Source organism: Streptomyces sp. NPDC020362, from assembly GCF_040642095.1.
Taxonomy (GTDB): domain Bacteria; phylum Actinomycetota; class Actinomycetes; order Streptomycetales; family Streptomycetaceae; genus Streptomyces.
This window is the reverse complement of sequence record NZ_JBFAET010000056.1, coordinates 1-15,336: the sequence shown is the minus strand read 5'-3', so window position 1 is coordinate 15,336 and position 15,336 is coordinate 1. Positions and strand designations below refer to the sequence as shown.

The following is a 15,336-nucleotide window of genomic DNA, read 5'->3' as shown; positions in this document are numbered from 1 at the left end:
CCAGTCGATCCCATCTCCCGGGCCCTGTCGACCGAAACGCCGGTGGGCCGGGGTGACGCTTGCGGTGTCCGTGCGGCGCTCAGCGCACGATCGTCTCCTCGACCAGCAGTTTCGCCGCGGCCGCGATGCCGAGGGCGTCGATGCCGGCCGCGTGCAGTTGCTCGTCGGGCGCGGCCGATCCCGGCATGGTGCGCACCGCGAGCCGGACCAGGCGGGGCACGGGCCGGCCGTCGGCGAACGCCTCCGCGACGGCGTCGCCCAGGCCGCCCTGCTCGTGGTGGTCCTCGACGGTCACCAGGCAGCCGGTCTCCTCGGCGGCCCGGCGCAGGGTCTCCGCGTCGACGGGCTTGACGGAGTACAGGTCGATCACGCGCACCGCGATGCCGTCCTCCGCGAGCCGGTCGGCGGCGGCCAGCGCCTCGTGCACGGTGACCCCGGCCGCAACGACGGTCAGCCGGTCCTCTTCACCGGAGCGCAGCACCTTGCTGCCGCCGACCGGGAACTCCTCGTCCGGGCCGTAGATCACCGGGCTCGCGCCGCGCGAGGTGCGCAGATAGCGGATGCCGTCGAGGGCGGCCATCTCCGTGACGAGCCGGGCGGTCTGGTTGGCGTCGCACGGGTAGAGGACGGTCGAGCCGTACACGGACCGGAACATCGCCAGGTCCTCCAGGCCCATCTGCGAGGGCCCGTCCTGCCCGATCGCGACACCCGCGTGCGAGCCGACCAGGTTGATCCCGGAGCCGCTGATCGAGGCCATGCGCACGAAATCGTGGGCGCGGGTGAAGAACGCCGCGAACGTGGAGGCGTACGGCACCCAGCCGCGCAGCGCCATGCCGACGGCAGTGGCGACGAGCTGCTGTTCGGCGATGTAGCACTCGAAGAATCGGTCGGGGTGCTCCTTGGCGAACACCTCGGTGCGGGTGGAGTCGCCGACCTCGCCGTCCAGGGCGACGACGTCGCCGCGGGCGGTGCCGAGGGCCGCGAGGGCCTTGCCGAAGGCGTCGCGGGTGGCGACCTCGTCGCCCTGCTCGTAGCGCGGCAGTTGGAGCACCTCGGTGGTGGCGGAGCGGAGCACCGCGGCGGCGGGCGGTTCGCCGACCGTGACGTGCAGGTCGCGCCGGCCGCCCAGTTCCTCGATGGCCTCCTCGGGATCGGGCAGCGGCTTGCCGTGGAGTCCTTCGCGGTCCTGCACGGCGGCGACGCCCTTGCCCTTGAGGGTGCGGGCGAGGATCACCGTGGGCGCCCCGGACGTCGACACAGCCTCGCCGTAGGCCCGGTCGATCGCGTCGACGTCGTGCCCGTCGACCTCGACGGTGTGCCAGTCGAAGGCCCGGAAGCGGCGGGCGTAGGCGTCCAGGTCGTGGCCGTGCCGGGTCGGGCCGCGCTGGCCGAGCCGGTTGACGTCCACGATCGCGATCAGGTTGTCCAGGTGCTCGTGCCCGGCGTGTTCGGCGGCCTCCCACACCGAGCCCTCGGCCAGCTCGCTGTCCCCGCACAGCACCCACACGCGGTGGCCGGAGCGGTCCAGCCGTTTCCCGGCGAGCGCGATGCCGACGCCGACCGGCAGGCCCTGGCCCAGCGAGCCGGTGGCGGTCTCCACCCACGGGACCCGGCGCGGCGTGGGGTGCCCTTCGAGGCGGCTGCCGAGCTTGCGGAAGGTGAGCAGCTCGCCGTCGTCGATGACACCGGCCGCCTTGAAGGCGGAGTACAGCAGGGGCGAGGCGTGCCCCTTGGAGAGGACGAAGCGGTCGTTGGCGGGATGCTCGGGGCGCTCGAAGTCGTAGCGCAGATGGTGCGCGAGCAGGACGGCCATCAGGTCGGCGGCGGACATCGAGGAGGTCGGGTGCCCGGAGCCGGCCGCGGCGGCGGCCCGTACGCTGTCGACGCGCAACTGCTGCCCGAGTTCGGCGAGTTCGGCGGTATTCATGGGTCTCCTTCTGCTGCGCCCGGGAGTTCGGGTGTCTCGCGGGGGCTGGGGGCTAGGGGAGAGGGGACGGCCCGGGGTCGGGCCGGTCCGCGGCGGGTTCGCTCACGCCGGGCGGCACGCCCGGTACGCGTGCCAGTTCCGGGGAGGCCGACTCCAGCGGCACCGACCAGGAGCGGACGAGGCCCAACTGGACGCCCTGGCGCGGGAGTACGGCGTCCAGGAGCCAGTCGGCGGCGACCCGGATGCGGTTTCCGGGCAGCGCGGCCAGGTGGTAGCCGCGGGTGACCGCGCCGGCCGGCGGGCCGGACAGCGGGATACCGAAGGGGTTGGCGGCGGCCTGGACACCGCCGAGGTCGACGGCGAAGCCGAGGTCACGGTGGCGGTAGGCGCGCGGGCGACGGCCGAGGCCGAGCGAGGCGGCCACGTTCTCGCCGGCGACCTTGCCCTGCCGCCAGGCGTGCTGGGCGGTCATGGAGGTGAAGCTGCCGGGCTGCGCCAGATCGGGCACGGCGGCCGCGTCGCCACAGGCGAACACGTCGGGGCGGCCCGGCATCCGGAGGTGGGGGTCCACGATCAGCCGGCCCTGCTCCAGGGGCTGCCCGACCGCCTCGACCAGTGGGTCGGGGCGGACCCCGACGCACCAGACCAGGGTCCGCGTGGCCACGAACTCACCGTCGGTGAGCAGCACGCCGTCGCGCGTGGCCTCCTTCACCGAGGTTCCCGTCCGTACCTCGACGCCGCGCTCGCGCAGCACCCGGTCGGCCGTCCGGGACAGGTGCTCGTCGAGCTCGGGCAGGACCCGGGGCGCGACGTCGAGCAGGATCCAGCGCGGCCGCCGGGAGCCGGGCAGCTGCCGGCGCACGAGGCTGTCGGTGAGCAACTGCAGCTGTGCGGCCACCTCGGTGCCGGTGTAGCCGGCCCCGACCACGACGAAGGTGCACCGTGCGGCGCGGGTATCCGGGTCGTCGGTGGCGACGGCGAGTTCCACCTGGCGGGTGACGTGGTCACGCAGGTACAGCGCCTCGGGCAGCCCGCGGAAACCGTGGGCCTGCTCGGCGACGCCGGGGATGGGCAGCAGCTTGTTGACACTGCCCACCGCCAGGACGAGCCGCTCGTAGCCGAGGGTCGCGCGGCCGCCCTCGGGGTCGGTGTAGGAGACGGTGCAACCGTCCAGGTCGATGCCGTCGGCCTCGCCGAGCACCAGGCGCACACCGTGCAGGGTGCCGGGCAGCGAGACGGTGACCCTGCGGGCCTCCAGGACTCCGGAGGCGACCTGGGGCAGCAGGGGCATATACAGGAAGTAGTCGGTCGGGTTGAGCAGGGTGATGCGGGCACGGCCCCGGGCCAGCCGGGCGAGGGTGCGGGCGGCCCGGTACCCGGCGAAACCGGCGCCGACGATCACGACGCGGGGTCGACTCACGGTGTGCCTCCGGCGGTGTGGCTCCTTGGAGGCTTTCCGCGTAACCGGGCCCGGGGCACCCAAACGCCGCCGGCCTCACCCGGACGCCGGTCGGGGCCCCTCCCGGTCGGCGTTCCGGTCGGCTTTCGGGTCGAAGGCCCCAGTCGGCGTTCCGGTCGGCGTAGCCGGGGTCAGGCCCGGTGGTGCGGGCCCTCGTGGTCGAGGGGCGGGCGGGGCGGGGCCTCGGAGGGCATCGGCGGGTAGGGCAGGCCGAGTCCGCCGGGCGGGCCGGGCGGTGGGGTGCCGCCGACCACGCGGCCAGGGGCGAGGGCGTGCGGGTGCTTCGGGCGGGCGGCGCCGCGCAGGACGAAGGCGATCACGCCCAGGATCGCCGCCGTGATCAGCGCGGCGGCCCAGCCGGGCAGGCCGGCCGCCAGGCCGAGACCCAGGGCGAGCGCGAGCGCGCCGCCCGCGTACAGGGCGACGGCGCCGGAGGCGGCGTAGAGCATGGCCGTGCGGCGCTGCTTGCGGGTCTGCTCGCGCAGCTCGTCGCGCACCGTCTCGCGTGCCACCTGTGCCAGCTCCTCGACCAGGTGCTTGTCCAGGTGTTCCAGGTGATCCATACGGTCCATGAGGTGCGGGTACCCGCTGGACAAGAGGTGTAACGGCACGGGCCACAGCCATGGCCTGTGCAGGCCCGGCCGTCCCAACTAGGCTCGTCCGCATGGAGATTCTGGGCGCCTCGCTGCGCATCTGCGTCGACGACCTCGACACCGCGGTCCCCTTCTACGAGCGTCTCGCGGGCGGCAGAGCGCTGCGGTTCGAACGCGGCGGTGTGCAGGTCGCCGCGATCGGGTCCTTCCTCCTGATGAGCGGTCCCGAGGCCGAGCTGGAGGTGCTGCGCAAGGTGGCGGCGACGATCGCCGTGAAGGACGTGGAGGAGGCCCACCGGCTGCTCACGGATCTCGGTGCCCGGATCATCGCGGGACCGTTGCCGACCCCGGTGGGCCGGAACCTGGTCGCGATGCATCCGGACGGCTCGGTGTTCGAGTACGTGGACCACGGGAGCTGAGCCGGCCGGCCGCTCAGGGGGTGTCCGGTCGCATCCGGAAGTCGTAGCGCGCGGGCAGGGGCTCGTCGGTGAGGCGGGCCCACAGCCGGCCGATCGCGTCCGCGCCCTCACGCAGATCCTCCACCTCGAACCCGTCCTCGAAGACGGCCCGGGCCTCGGCGCGCCGTCCCTCCGCGAGGAGCAGTTCGGCCTCCAGCAGCCGGAACCTGCCGCGCAGGCGGACGGCGGGCCGCAGCCGCTCCCACGCGGCGCGGGCCTGAGCCGTCCGCCGGACCCGCAGCAGCGCCTGGAGCGTCTCGCCGCCGAGCGCGGCCACGGCGGCCGTCCAGGCCTCGCCGTCGTCGCGGCGCTCGCGGCACAGGTCGTCGAAGGCCTCCGCGTACCGTTCGGCGGCCCGCTCGTGGTGGCCGGACTCCTGGTCGGCCACGGCCAGGCAGCGCAGCAACGGCCACAGGGACGGCGCGAGCTGCAGCGCCCGCTCCCAGCTGCGGACCGCTTGGGCGCGGTCGCCCGCGTGCCACTGGGCGACGCCGAGGTGGTACTCGGTGTGCGGGGTGGCGGGCGCGGTCTCCAGCATGTCCCGCCAGTGCGGGGCGACGAGGGTCTGGCCGGGCGGGCGGACCCGGCGCGGCTCCGGCAGGCAGCCGGTGCGCAGCAGTTCCAGCCAGGGCGCCTCCGCCTCTCCGAGGGTGGACTCGGGGAACGGCGTGCCGGGCAGCTTCCGGTCGGCGCGCAGTACTTCGAGTGCGCCCCAGCCGGAGCCGACGGCCAGGACCTCGCCGGGTTCGGTGTCGGCGCAGGGCTTCCAGGCCGCGTACGCCTCCTCGACGCGGGTGCGCGCCAGGACGGCCGCGAGCCGTTCCTCGGCGCCCCGGACGACCGGCGTCCACTCTCCGTCACGGGGTGCGTCCAGCGGCCCGTACGCCTCCAGCCAGGACACCTCGCTCTCCGGCTCCAGCCGGACGTGCTCCAGCTGGGTGCGGGCGAGGCCCGCCTGGATCTCGCAGTAGCCGCCGGTGCCCGGCTCGGTGAGCCACTGCTGCCAGCGCCGGCCGCCGGGACCGCTTCCCCACACGAACAGCTTGCGGCCGCGCAGCACGTCGGTGGAGGTCTGCACGAGGCCGTGCCCGTCCGCGTCCAGCGCGGCGATCCAGCGGCGCCGGCCGTCGGGGACCTCGTAGAAGTAGTCGGCGGCGTAGGGGCTGTTGAGCGGGTGGGTGCGGTCGATGCCGTCGTGCGAGGGGACGGGTACCCGGCGCAGGCGGCGCTCGTAGCCGAAATGCCAGGCCTCCTCGGCCGGGGCGAGGATCCGGCTGTCCTCAGGCACCGCGATGTTGGACCACCAGTAGGTGGGCACCGGGTGCTCGTGCGGGTTGCGGATGCGGATGCCGACGTGGAGGAAGTCGGAGCCTTCAGGGAGCCACAGGTCGACCTGGAAGGGCAGGTCGCGCAGCCGCTCCCACTCCCACAGGCGCAGCATCTCGCCGCCGTCCGGGGCGGGGACGCGGGCGGCGTGCAGCGGTGCGCAGGACAGGGTGGTGTGCCCGGTGGCGCCGATGTTCCATTCGATGCCGCCGGAGTACCAGGCGCCGTTGAGGGCGAAGTTGGCGGGCTGGAACACCGGGTTGCGGTAGAGGAGTTCGCGTCCGGTGGGCAGGTGGACCAGGGAGGCGATGCGGCCGCCGAGGCCAGGCAGGACGGTGGCGCGCAGCCGGTCGTTCTCGATCACCAGGGCGTCGAGGGCGCGGGGCTCGCGGTCTCTGCCGTACCCGTCCCGCACCCGCACCGGCAGCAGGCTGTGCAGCGGCTCGTGACCGAGCTGCCGCGCCTCCCCCACCCTCGGCTTCGCTCGAGCGGGGGCACCCCCACCCTGGGGCAGGTCGTCGCGCTCCCGCTCGTCGACGCGGTGCACCTCGTCGAGCGGGCGGAGCGGGGGCAGGGGGTTGTCGGGGCCCAACTGCGCGGCGGGCAGGGTCAGTACCTCACGTCGGATCCTCGTCACGATGACCATGGAACCCGCCGCGCCGGGAGTCGGCCAGGGGCGCTGCTGGTCAGGATTGCGCAAAGGCGTCCACGACCACGTCGGCGAGCAGCGCGCCGGCGGTGCCGGCCGGGTCGAGGTCGGGGTCGTAGATGGTGACGTTGAACCCGACGCAGCGCTCCGAGGCGAGCAACGGGCGCAGCAGCTCGACCAGTTCGGCGGGGTGCAGGCCGTCCGGGTCGGGGCTGTCGACCGCGGGCATGACGGAGGGGTCGAGGACGTCGGCGTCCAGGTGCACCCAGAAGCCGTCGATCCCGGGCACCTCGAAGGTCTGTGCGGTGGCGCGGGCGAGGGCGTCGGCGCCCCGTTCGCGGATGTCCCCGACGGTGACCACGGGCATCTTCAGCGCGGCGAGTTCGGCCCGGTCCTCCTCGAAGCAGTCGCGGATGCCGAAGAACCGTACGTCCTCGTCGCGCAGGTAGGGCCAAAGCCCCTCCAGGTCGGTCAGGTCGCGCTGACCGCGCCCGGTGGCCAGCGCGACCTCCTCGCCGCCCGCCGCGCCGATCCGGTCGGAGTTGCCCACATGGCGGAAGTCGTGCGAGGCATCGATCACGGCCAGCCCGTACCGGCCGAGGCGGCGCAGGGCGAGCGAGGCTCCGAGCTGGATGGAACAGTCGCCGCCGAGGACGACGGGGAAGTCACCGGCGCGGACGTGGTGTTCGATGCGGTCGGCGAGTTTGACGGTGTAGGCGGCTAGGGCGGCGGCGTTGAAGACGCCGTCACCCTCCTGCCAGTCGCCCAGGTCGTAGCGCGGGGGTACGACCACTCCGCCCTCCCTTGCCTGCAGCCGCTGCAGGATGCGCTGCTCGCGCAGGGCGCCGGCCAGCTTGTAGCAGCCGGGCACGGTGCCCGGGGCGGGCGGGCGCAGGCCCAGGTTGGAGGGGGCGTCGAGGACAACGAGAGTGCGCATGCCGTCCATCCTCAACGAAGAAACGATCAGCCGGAAGGACCGGGAACGATCAGCCGCCGGGGCGCATCTCCGCGGTCAGCGCCCAGCGTTCGTGGTCCCGCCAGGCCCCGTCGATGAAGATCATGGCGGGCGAGAAGCCCTCAAGGCGGAAGCCGGCGCCCCGCGCGATCGCGACGGAGGGGGCGTTGTCGGGCTGTGCGTTGATCTCCAGCCGGTGCAGCCCGAGCGGCCCGAACGCGTAGTCGATCACCAGCTCCAGGCCCTCGCGCATCAGCCCCCGGCCGGCCGCGTGCACGAAGGCGCCGTAGCCGAGCGCACCGCACTGGAAGCCGCCCCGGACGATGTTGTTGATGTTGATGAAGCCGGCGATCTCCCCGGAGTCCTTCTCGCACACGAGGAACCCGGCCTTGGCCGGATCCTCGATCAGCGGCCCGGCGTAGGCGGCGTAGCCCTCGTCGGTGTCGGGCGGGAAGAGCCACGGCCGGTGCAGGTCCTTGCTCTCCCTGGCCCGGGCGGTGAACTCGGGACCGTCCTCGAGGGTGAAGGGGCGGATTCCCACGCGGGGGCCTTCGGCAAGGTAGCGCGATGCGGTGGTCGGCATCCCGCCAGCCTACGCGTCACCGGTCCCGGCGCCTGACGGCGTACGCCCCGCACAGCGCCCCGATGAGGCCGGTGGCGAGCAACGCCGTCCACAGGGGCATGGTGACCTCGGGGCCGAGCAGCCGGATCCGGGTGGCACCGGTGTTCTCGAAGACGAGGATCAGCGCGAGGACGGCGAGCGCGTGGACGGTGATCCGGGCGGGAGCGGTCAGCCCGCCCCTGCCGCCGGTGGCGGTGTCGCCGTCCGAGGTCTTCGGGCTCATGCGACCAGGCTGGGGCCCGGGACCCCGGCCTGCACGGCGGGCGGCGCCCTCCGGGTGACTCAGCCGCCGGCCATCGGCAGCTCCAGCACCCCCGTGTCCCCCAGCGCGCTGACCACGGTGACCGGCTTGATCCCCCGGTTGCCGTAGTAGGCGTCGTCGCTCGCCGCGATCACGAACCGCAGCCGGTGCCCCCGTGCACACCGGTGCACGATGCCCGGCAGGGTCACCGTGAAGCTGCGGGTCACGTCGGGTACGCGGACCGGCGCGACCAGCCGGTGCACCAGCGTCGCGGTGCCGTCGGGCGCGACGTCGTACAGCTTGGCGAACAGGACGAGCTTGTCGGCCGCGTCGCCGGAGTCCTGCGTCCGCTCGGCCTGCGGCGAGACGACCTTGAGCGTGGCCCGGGGTGCGCCGACGATGTCGGTGGTGCGGGTGAGCGGCGCGCTGGTCCAGCCCAGGAAGGTGCCGTCCGTGTCGTGCGGCGCCGGGTCCGGCAGGCCGAGGAGCCCGGTGAGGGAGCTCTCCGAATGGCTCGTGGGGTACAGCCGGTTGGTGTAGGTGCGGCTGCCCCGGGCGACCTTCCTGCGGTTGTCGACGAGCTTGCCGTCGCCGGAGAGGTAGAGCTTCTCGGTGAGGGCGGGAAGCCGGTCGGCCGTGGCGTAGGTGCGGTCGGGGCCGGCGATCCAGTCGCGGTAGTAGGCGAAGGCCGGTCCGGTGTCCGCGCCCTTTCGCCCGCGGAGGTAGCGGTCGAACCAGGCGAGGATCCGCTTGCCGACGTAGCTCGTCCCCAGGTTGTCCCGGGCGAGGTCGAGTTCGCCGGCCGCCGGGTCGGCCATGCCGCCGCTGTGACCCCAGGACTGCCAGATCATCCGGGTGGTGGTGCCCTGGGCTCTCAGCGTCTTGTACGTCGCCGTCGCCTCGTTGAGGTTGAAGAGCGTGTCGGCCTGGCCCTGGACCAGCAGGGTCGGCGCCTTGACCCGGTTCAGATAGGAGACCGGGGAGACGCTGTGGGCGTAGGCGAGCAACCGGGCGGTGGCGTCGGCCGGGTAGCTGCCGGAGTTGAGCGTGCGGACCATGGCGCAGGCCTGGCTGACGAAGTGGAGGCAGGCGAGGGAGTTGATCCGGGACGGGTCGAGGCCCGGCACGGCCAGTGGCTGGCTCTCGCCGATGAGGTAGAAGCCGTTGGTCCACTGCCACTTGAAGGCGCCCGGGACGGTTCCGGGGATGTTGTCCGGGTCCAGCGAGTAGGCCAGGTCGTTCCAGGTGATCATGGGGACGATCGCGTCGACGCGGTGGTCGACGGCGGCCGTCGCCAGCTGGATCGCGCCTCCGTAGGAACCGCCGATCATGCCGACGCGCGGGTCACCGGTGGCGTCCAGGGTGACGAAGTCGGCCCTGGTCCCGTCGTCGGCGGTCCGCCGTCCGCCCAGGAAGTCGATGAGCCGGGAGGCGGCCGTGCCGTCGACGGCCGGGTCGTCGAGCGAGATGAGGCAGCCGGAGCGGCCGAAGCCGAGTCCGGAGTAGACGAGGGAGACGTATCCGCGCTCGGCCAAGGTCTTGCCGATGGCGCCGGCCCCGCCGTCGGACTTGCTCCCGCCGAAGCCGTTCGTGGCGAGCACGGCGGGTGCCGGGTGGGAGCCGTCCACGCCCGCGGGGCGGTAGAGGTCGGCGTCCACCGTGCAGGTGCGACCGCCCGCACGGACGGTGAACTTCAGTGCGGTGACGGTGTACTGGCCGGTCGAGGCCACGGGAGCGGTGAGTGCGAGGGGTGCGGCGAGTGCGGCACCCAGGGCGAGGGCGAGCGGGGCCCGGAATCGGGGCACGCGTCGGGACACGGAGACCTCCACACTGAGGCAACGCCGATACCGGCCGGTAGGTAGCGGCCGGTCATCATGGTGTGACACGTGTCAGATCATGGTCAATCGCTGTAGAGGGGGATTCTTGACAGCGATTCAGTAGCGCGGCTCAGCGCAGGGCGGGCTCGTCCAGGGTCAACGTGCCCGCGTCCGCGTCGAGTTCGGCCGCGACCCCCAAGGGAAGGGTCAACGCTCCCTCGCAGTGCCCAAATCCGAACTCCTCTACGACGGGGACACCGAGATCACCCAGTCGGTCGGCGAGCAGGGGCCGCACCCGGTCGTAGGGGTCGCACTTCTCCCAGGAGCCGAGCAGCACCCCGTGCACCCCCTCCAGCCAGCCCGTGCGCAGGAGCTGGGTGAGGAAGCGGTCCAGCCGGTACGTCTCCTCGCCCACGTCCTCCAGGCACAGCAGTCCGCCGCGCGCCGAGGGCCGGGCGTGCGGGACGCCGCGCTCCGCGGCGAGCAGACTGAGACAGCCGCCCAGGGTGACGCCGCGGGCCCGCCCGGAGACCAGGTCCCTGCCGCCGGAGGCGATGGTGAGCACGGCCTCCGGGGTGAAGAGCGTGGCCCGCAGGTGCTCCTGTGCCCGTCCGTTCTTGACGAAGTCGATGCCGGCCGCCATCGGCCCGTACAGGGTGGCGAGCCCCAGGCGGGTGGCGAAGGCCTCGTGCAGGACGGTGATGTCGCTGAAGCCGACGAACACCTTCGGCCCGGCCGCGCGCATCGCCTCCCAGTCGAGCAGGTCGATCATCCGCTGCACGCCGTAGCCGCCGCGGGCGCACAGCACCGCGTCCACCGTCGGATCGCACCAGGCGTTCTGGAGGTCGGCGGCCCGGTCGGCATCCGTGCCCGCCAGGTAGGCGAACTCCCCGTGCCGGTCCAGTACATGGGGTGCGACCACGGGGTCGAGGTCCCAGCCGCGCAGCAGGTCGAGCCCAGCCTGCAGCCGGTCCTCGGGCACCACCCCGCTGGGGGCGACGACGGCCACCCGGGCGCCTGGGGCCAGGCGGGCGGGCCGCACGAGTTCCTTCACGTGTCCAGCTCCAGTTCGGGGACGGCGGGCGTCGGGCTGAGCCCGAACACCTGCACGTACAGGGACAGTTCCGCCTCCAGGGCACGGACCAGGGTTTCGGCCCGCCTGAACCCGTGCCCCTCCCCCGCGAAGGTGAGGTAGGCGTGCGGAACGCCGCGGTCCCGGACGCGGGCGAGGAAGCGTGTGCACTGGGCGGGCGGGCAGATCACGTCGTCCAGGCCCTGGAGCAGCAGGAAGGGCGCGTCGAGCCGGTCCGCGTGCGCGCTGGGCGAGCGCTCGGCGTACCGGGCCGGCACCTCGGCGAGCGGGCCGATCAGCGACTCCAGGTAGCGCGATTCGAAGTCGTGGGTCTCCCCCGGGCCCCAGGTGGCGAGGTCGAGGACCGGATAGCTGATCGTGCCGCAGGCGTAGACGTCGGTGGTGGTCAGCGAGGCGGCGGTGGTCCAGCCACCCGCGCTGCCGCCGCGGATCGCGAGCCGGCCGCGGTCGGCGGTGCCCTCCTCCGCGAGGGCGAGCGCGACGGCCGCGCAGTCCTCGACGTCGACCACGCCCCACTGCTCGCGCAGCCGCTCGCGGTAGGCGCGGCCGTACCCGGTGGAGCCGCCGTAGTTGACCTCGGCGACGCCGATGCCGCGCGAGGTGAAGTAGGCGATCGCCAGGTCCAGCACGAGCGGCACCCGGCTGGTGGGGCCGCCGTGCGCCCAGATGACGTAGGGCGGCAGTTCGCCGTCGGGGGCGGCACGTTCGGGGTGGTGCGGCGGGTAGACGTGGGCGTGGACCTCCCGCCCGGCGGGTCCGGTGAAGGTGCGGATCTGCGGCTCGGGGTAGTAGGCCGGGTCGACGGGATCCCGGTGCCGGGCACCGATCGCCCGGGCGCGCCCGCTTCGGATGTCCAGCTCGACCACTTCGTACGCGGTCCGGGGGCTGGCGCCGACCGCGACGATCCGCGAACCGTGTGCCGCGAGGGCGGGCGCGAACTCGGTCCACGGTCCGGCGGCGTCGACGACCTCGCCGGATTCCGGATCCAGTATCCCCAGCACGGTCGACCCGCGACCGTGCACGACCGCGATCGGCCCGCCCGCCAGCGGTGCGAACCAGCGCAGCCCCAGCTTCCACAGCGGCCCGGCGAACTCCTCCTCGCGCGGGCACAGCGGGGTGCCGTCCCGGTACAGGTTCCACCAGCCGCTGCGGTCGCTCGCGTACAGCAGACGGCCGTCCGCGGACCACTCCGCCTGTGCGACGGCCTCCCGGGGGCCGCCCGCGACCGTCGTGACCAGGTGCAGGAGACCGTCCTCGCCGATGTCACCGACGAGCAGTTCCGTGCCGTCCCACGGCATCCGGGGATGGTCCCAGGCGAGCCAGGCGGCCCGGCGGCCGTCGGGCGAGAGCCGGGGGCCGGTGACGAACCGGTGCCGGTCGTCGGTGAGTTCGCGCACGGCGCCCCGGTCGCCGGCGGCCGAGCCGTCCAGCGGTACGGCCGCCAGGACGCGCCGGACGTCGCCGGGGCCCTCGCCGGTGAACTCCTCCAGGACGCACCACACTTCACCGCGGGCGAGGTCCACCTGCGGGTCCGCCCAGCGCAGTCCGCCGCCCACCGGCGACAGGGGGGTCAGCGGGTGCGGCTCGCCGCCGGGCTCGTACCGGTACAGCCGCTGGTCGGCGAAGTGCGCGAACACGACCAGCGGGCCGCCGTCCAGCTCCACCCCGCACCAGGGCCGGCCACCGTACTCGATGACCCGGCTGCGCACGTCCCACGGTGCGGGCAGCACCGTCTCCTCGCCGCCGTCCGCCCGGCGCCGCACCAGCGCCCGGCGCCCGCCCTCCACGGGCCGGGGCCCGGTCCACCAGACCTCGTCCCCTACGAACCCCACCCACTCCGGCATCCCGTCGTGCGCGGCGGTCAGCGCCGCGTCGATGGGCGAGGGCCAGGAACCGTACGCCGACCTCAGCACCGCGTCCCCCTTCTCCTAGGCCGTCCGCAGGAAGCGGTCGAGGACCCGGACGCCGAAGTGCAGCGCCTCGACGGGCACCCGCTCGTCGACGCCGTGGAACAGCGCCTGGTAGTCGAAGCCCTCGGGGAGCTTCAGCGGCGCGAAGCCGTAGCCGGTGATGCCCAGCCGCGAGAACTGCTTGGCGTCGGTGCCGCCCGACATGCAGTACGGCACCACGTGCCCCTCCGGCGCAAACTCCTCGACGGCGGCGCGCATCGCGGCGAAGGCCGGTGACTCCACGGGCGCCTCCAGAGCGACCTCACGGTGGTGGAACTCCCAGTCCACGTCCGGCCCGGTGAGCCGGTCGAGGGTGGCGCAGAACTCCTCCTCGCCGCCCGCCAGATAGCGCCCGTCCACGAAGGCGACCGCCTCGCCGGGAATGACGTTGACCTTGTAACCGGCTTCCAGCATGGTCGGGTTGGCGCTGTTGCGCAGGGTCGACTCGACCAGGTGTGCGGCCGGGCCGAGTTTCTCCAGGAGGCGGTCCGGCGCCCTGAAGTCGGCGTCGACACCGTAGACGGCGGCGAGCGCGCCGAGGGCGGCCCGTACGGTCGGGGTGAGCCTGAGCGGCCACTCGTACGCGCCGATGCGGGCGACGGCAGCGGCGAGCCGGGTCACCGCGTTGTCCGGGTTCACCTTGGAGCCGTGCCCGGCCCGGCCGCGTGCGGTGAGCTTCAGCCAGCCGGTGCCGCGCTCCCCCGCGGCGATCGGGTAGATCTGCCGTCCGGCACCGTCGTGGAAGGTGAACGCACCGCATTCGCTGATGCCCTCGGTGCAGCCCTCGAACAGCTCCGGATGCCGGTCGGCGAGGAAACCGGAGCCGTCCTCGGCGCTGGCCTCCTCGTCGGCGGTGAACGCGATGACGAGGTCACGGCGGGGTCTGACGCCCTGCCGCGCCCAGGCCCGGACGACCGCCAGGATCATCGCGTCCATGTTCTTCATGTCGACGGCGCCCCGCCCCCACACCACGCCGTCGCGGATCTCGCCCGAGAACGGGTGCACGCTCCAGTCGGCGGCCTCGGCCGGCACCACGTCGAGGTGGCCGTGCACGAGCAGCGCGCGGGCGGACGGGTCGGTGCCCTCGATGCGGGCGACGACGTTGGTCCGCCCCGGCGTCCGCTCCAGCAGCACCGGCTCCAGCCCCGCCCCCGCGAGCCGTTCGGCCGCGTACTCGGCGGCGGGCCGCTCCCGGCAGTCGCCGCCGCCCCGGTTGGTCGTGTCGATCCGGATCAGATCGGAGGTGAACCCGACCACCTCGTCCAGGGCCAGCTCGTCAGCCATACTGCTCCTCCACCGCGGCCGAGACGATCGTGGTGACCGCCTTGAAGGTACGGATCCCGTCGTACATGGTGTCGCTGGTGTACGCCACCTTCCGCTCGCCGATGCGGGCGACACCGGGCACGACCGTCGCGGCCATCGCCAGGTGCTCGGCGTCGACCTCGACGGCGACGGTGAACGGTCCGCCGTGCACGGGCTCGTGACGAACCGCCAGCCGTGCGGCCTCCTTGGCCGCGGCGCGGATGCCGGCGGCGGTCCGGGCGGGGGTGCGGCACACCGCGGCGTAGCGCGACACATGGTCCTTGACCGCGACCTTCAGCGCTCCGGGCGCGTACCCGAGGGCGTCCTCGCAGGCCACGTCGTCGCCGGTGACGAGCACGACGGGGACGCCGTACTCGGCGACCACGTGCGCGTTGAGCAGGCCCTCGCTGGCACGGACGTCGTTCACCCATACCCCGGTGATCTGGTTCGCGAGGTAGGTGTGCGAGAGGACGCCCTCCATGCCGGCGCCGGCGTGGTAGCCGACGAAGGCGATGCCGTCCACGTCGCCGTGCTGGACGCCCTCCACCATGGACAGCGCCTTGTGCCGGCCGGTGAGCATCTCGACCCGCTCGTCGAGCCGCTCCAGGAGCAGATTGCGCATGGTCCAGTGGGCCTCGTTGACGAGCACCTCGTCGGCGCCGCCGTCGAAGAAGCCCTCGACGGCGGCGTTGACGTCCGAGGTGAACATCGAACGGCAGCGCTCCCACTGCGGAGTCCCCGGCAGCACGTCGGCCGGCCAGGTGACGCCGGTGGCGCCCTCCATGTCCGCACTGATGAGGATCTTCATGCTGCGTCACGTTACGCGCCGGGGCCGGGACAGGCTACGACCGCACGCTGCCCGCTTCGCCGGTCCCGTCCGGCGGCCAGCCCCGCCGGCCGGGCACGGGCCCGCCGGGCGGGAACGGGTCCGGCAGCAGACCCGCG

13 protein-coding genes are annotated in these 15,336 nt (G+C 73.6%); 1 reads left to right on the top strand and 12 read right to left on the bottom strand.

The genetic code is table 11. From position 1 onward, the window contains the following. Positions 1-79: 79 nt before the first annotated feature. From AB0H32_RS21345 to AB0H32_RS21335, 3 genes are all read right to left on the bottom strand, one after another. Positions 80-1,927 carry a transketolase gene (locus AB0H32_RS21345; protein ID WP_361122755.1) on the bottom strand — a complete coding sequence of 616 codons (1,848 nt, stop codon included), beginning with the start codon at positions 1,925-1,927 and terminating at the stop codon, positions 80-82. Between the two features lie 52 nt (positions 1,928-1,979). Further along, on the bottom strand, positions 1,980-3,347 hold the full coding sequence (locus tag AB0H32_RS21340; RefSeq protein WP_361122752.1) for an NAD(P)/FAD-dependent oxidoreductase: 1,368 nt from the start codon (positions 3,345-3,347) through the stop codon (positions 1,980-1,982). A 170-nt stretch (positions 3,348-3,517) separates the two neighbouring features. Further along, the gene (locus AB0H32_RS21335; RefSeq protein WP_361122749.1) at positions 3,518-3,958 is read right to left on the bottom strand and encodes a phage holin family protein; all 441 of its coding nucleotides are present in this window, start codon (positions 3,956-3,958) and stop codon (positions 3,518-3,520) included. Positions 3,959-4,050: 92 nt separating this feature from the next. Between AB0H32_RS21335 and AB0H32_RS21330 the strand changes: the two genes are divergently transcribed. Beyond that, positions 4,051-4,398: a VOC family protein gene (locus tag AB0H32_RS21330; RefSeq protein ID WP_361122746.1), complete on the top strand. Its 348-nt coding sequence runs from the start codon at positions 4,051-4,053 to the stop codon at positions 4,396-4,398. Between the two features lie 13 nt (positions 4,399-4,411). On the opposite strand, the gene AB0H32_RS21325 is transcribed toward AB0H32_RS21330, so the two are convergent. The 9 genes from AB0H32_RS21325 to AB0H32_RS21285 form a co-directional block, all read right to left on the bottom strand. Continuing rightward, positions 4,412-6,409 carry a DUF5107 domain-containing protein gene (locus tag AB0H32_RS21325; protein ID WP_361122841.1) on the bottom strand — a complete coding sequence of 666 codons (1,998 nt, stop codon included), beginning with the start codon at positions 6,407-6,409 and terminating at the stop codon, positions 4,412-4,414. A gap of 40 nt (positions 6,410-6,449) precedes the next feature. Next, positions 6,450-7,349 carry an arginase family protein gene (locus tag AB0H32_RS21320; protein WP_361122743.1) on the bottom strand — a complete coding sequence of 300 codons (900 nt, stop codon included), beginning with the start codon at positions 7,347-7,349 and terminating at the stop codon, positions 6,450-6,452. Between the two features lie 49 nt (positions 7,350-7,398). Further along, the gene (locus AB0H32_RS21315; RefSeq protein ID WP_361122740.1) at positions 7,399-7,950 is read right to left on the bottom strand and encodes a GNAT family protein; all 552 of its coding nucleotides are present in this window, start codon (positions 7,948-7,950) and stop codon (positions 7,399-7,401) included. Positions 7,951-7,966: 16 nt separating this feature from the next. After that, a complete protein-coding gene (locus AB0H32_RS21310; protein ID WP_361122737.1) occupies positions 7,967-8,212 on the bottom strand; it encodes a LapA family protein in 246 nt (81 codons plus the stop codon). A 59-nt stretch (positions 8,213-8,271) separates the two neighbouring features. Continuing rightward, on the bottom strand, positions 8,272-10,047 hold the full coding sequence (locus AB0H32_RS21305; protein ID WP_361122734.1) for a CocE/NonD family hydrolase: 1,776 nt from the start codon (positions 10,045-10,047) through the stop codon (positions 8,272-8,274). Positions 10,048-10,177: 130 nt separating this feature from the next. Further along, entirely contained in the window at positions 10,178-11,101 is a 924-nt protein-coding gene (locus tag AB0H32_RS21300) for an LD-carboxypeptidase (RefSeq protein WP_361122731.1), read from the bottom strand. Next, the gene (locus AB0H32_RS21295; protein ID WP_361122838.1) at positions 11,098-12,984 is read right to left on the bottom strand and encodes a prolyl oligopeptidase family serine peptidase; all 1,887 of its coding nucleotides are present in this window, start codon (positions 12,982-12,984) and stop codon (positions 11,098-11,100) included. Before AB0H32_RS21295 ends, AB0H32_RS21300 begins: the two co-directional genes overlap by 4 nt. Before the next feature lie 84 nt (positions 12,985-13,068). Next, positions 13,069-14,373, bottom strand: a complete 1,305-nt coding sequence (locus tag AB0H32_RS21290) for a M20/M25/M40 family metallo-hydrolase (protein WP_361122729.1) — start codon at positions 14,371-14,373, stop codon at positions 13,069-13,071. Beyond that, positions 14,366-15,199, bottom strand: a complete 834-nt coding sequence (locus AB0H32_RS21285; RefSeq protein WP_361122726.1) for a M55 family metallopeptidase — start codon at positions 15,197-15,199, stop codon at positions 14,366-14,368. The genes AB0H32_RS21290 and AB0H32_RS21285 overlap by 8 nt, the downstream gene beginning before the upstream one ends. Positions 15,200-15,336 lie beyond the last annotated feature (137 nt).